The sequence below is a fragment of the Acinetobacter sp. AOR41_HL genome (assembly GCF_027854645.1).
Classification (GTDB): Bacteria; Pseudomonadota; Gammaproteobacteria; order Pseudomonadales; family Moraxellaceae; genus Acinetobacter; species Acinetobacter nosocomialis.
This window is the reverse complement of the sequence record NZ_JAKTHZ010000004.1, coordinates 1-1,430: the sequence shown is the minus strand read 5'-3', so window position 1 is coordinate 1,430 and position 1,430 is coordinate 1. Positions and strand designations below refer to the sequence as shown.

The window sequence follows — 1,430 nt, the reverse complement described above, 5'->3', positions numbered from 1 at the left end:
TTTGCGATGATGCGTGGTGGTCACCTTGATATAGCGGTACTTGGTGCCTTTCAGGTTGCAGCCAATGGTGACTTGGCGAACTGGCACACCGGTGCACCGGATGCGATTCCTGCCGTAGGTGGTGCGATGGATTTGGCAGTTGGTGCCAAGAAAGTATTTATCACTACAGACCACGTCACCAAACAAGGTGAACCAAAGATTGTCGCTGAGCTCACTTATCCGGTAACGGGTAAACACTGTGTGGATCGTATTTACACCGACCTGTGTGTGATTGATGTGACCAAAGACGGTTTAAAAGTAGTTGAGAAAGTTAAAGGTCTTAGCTTTGATGAGCTACAGGCTTTAACTGGTGCAACTTTGATTGATGCGACTCAAGATTAAAATTTAAAACAGCAGTAACTATCGTGACAGGCGACATGGATGTCGCCCGTTGGACAGGGAGGCATGGAAGCCTCCTCTGTTCAACAAAGGTTTTTGTTACTTTTGACCTTTCAAAAGTAAGGTATCGCTTATACGACAGACCTATGGGTATCACAGTAAATTACAGCTGTGATGTTATTCGTTGATATGAAAATTTATAAAGCATCACAACGGAGTCTTATCTGTTTAAGTCAGATGCCACCAGCTAATTCGTGTCACTTTTTTTAAAAAGTAACCAAAAACCTTTGTTACTCAGACACAACCTCCCTGTTGTGCTGAGCAACGAGGCGACATCCATGTCGCCACCGTGAAATACCTACGGAGAATGGCTAAAAAGGCCTGAAGTAAAGGACAAAAGTTAGAATGAAAAACGCTTATATCATCGATGCCATCCGTACTCCATTCGGCCGTTATGCCGGTGGCCTTGCACCTGTCCGTACCGATGACCTTGGCGCTGTGCCTATCAAAGCACTCATGCAGCGTAACCCAAGTGTAGATTGGGAACAGGTCGATGATGTGATTTATGGTTGTGCCAACCAAGCCGGTGAAGATAACCGTAACGTGGGCCGTATGTCAGCACTGCTTGCTGGGTTACCTTATCAGGTTCCGGCAACCACCATTAACCGTTTGTGTGGTTCATCACTCGATGCCATTGCCATTGCTGCCCGTGCCATTAAAGCAGGTGAAGCGAACTTGGTGATTGCAGGTGGTGTGGAAAGCATGAGCCGTGCACCTTATGTGATGGGTAAGTCAGACAGTGCCTTTGGCCGTAGCCAGAAGATTGAAGACACCACTATGGGTTGGCGCTTCATTAACCCGAAACTTAAAGAATTGTATGGTGTAGACACCATGCCCCAGACTGCCGAAAACGTGGCTGAACAGTTTAACGTCAATCGTGCAGATCAGGACCAGTTTGCCTTGGTGAGCCAACAACGCACCGCAAGCGCGCAAGCCAAAGGCTTTTTTTCTAAAGAAATCGTGGCAGTTGAAATCCCTCAGCGTAAGGGTGA

At 47.0% G+C, this 1,430-nt stretch carries 2 protein-coding genes; both read left to right on the top strand.

The features are described from left to right. Nucleotides 1-381, top strand: a 381-nt coding sequence (locus MKL35_RS00805) for a CoA-transferase (protein WP_333725577.1), incomplete at its 5' end; no start/stop codon positions are given. Between the two features lie 402 nt (nucleotides 382-783). Further along, nucleotides 784-1,430, top strand: a 647-nt coding sequence (locus tag MKL35_RS00800) for a beta-ketoacyl synthase N-terminal-like domain-containing protein (protein ID WP_270912563.1), incomplete at its 3' end; no start/stop codon positions are given.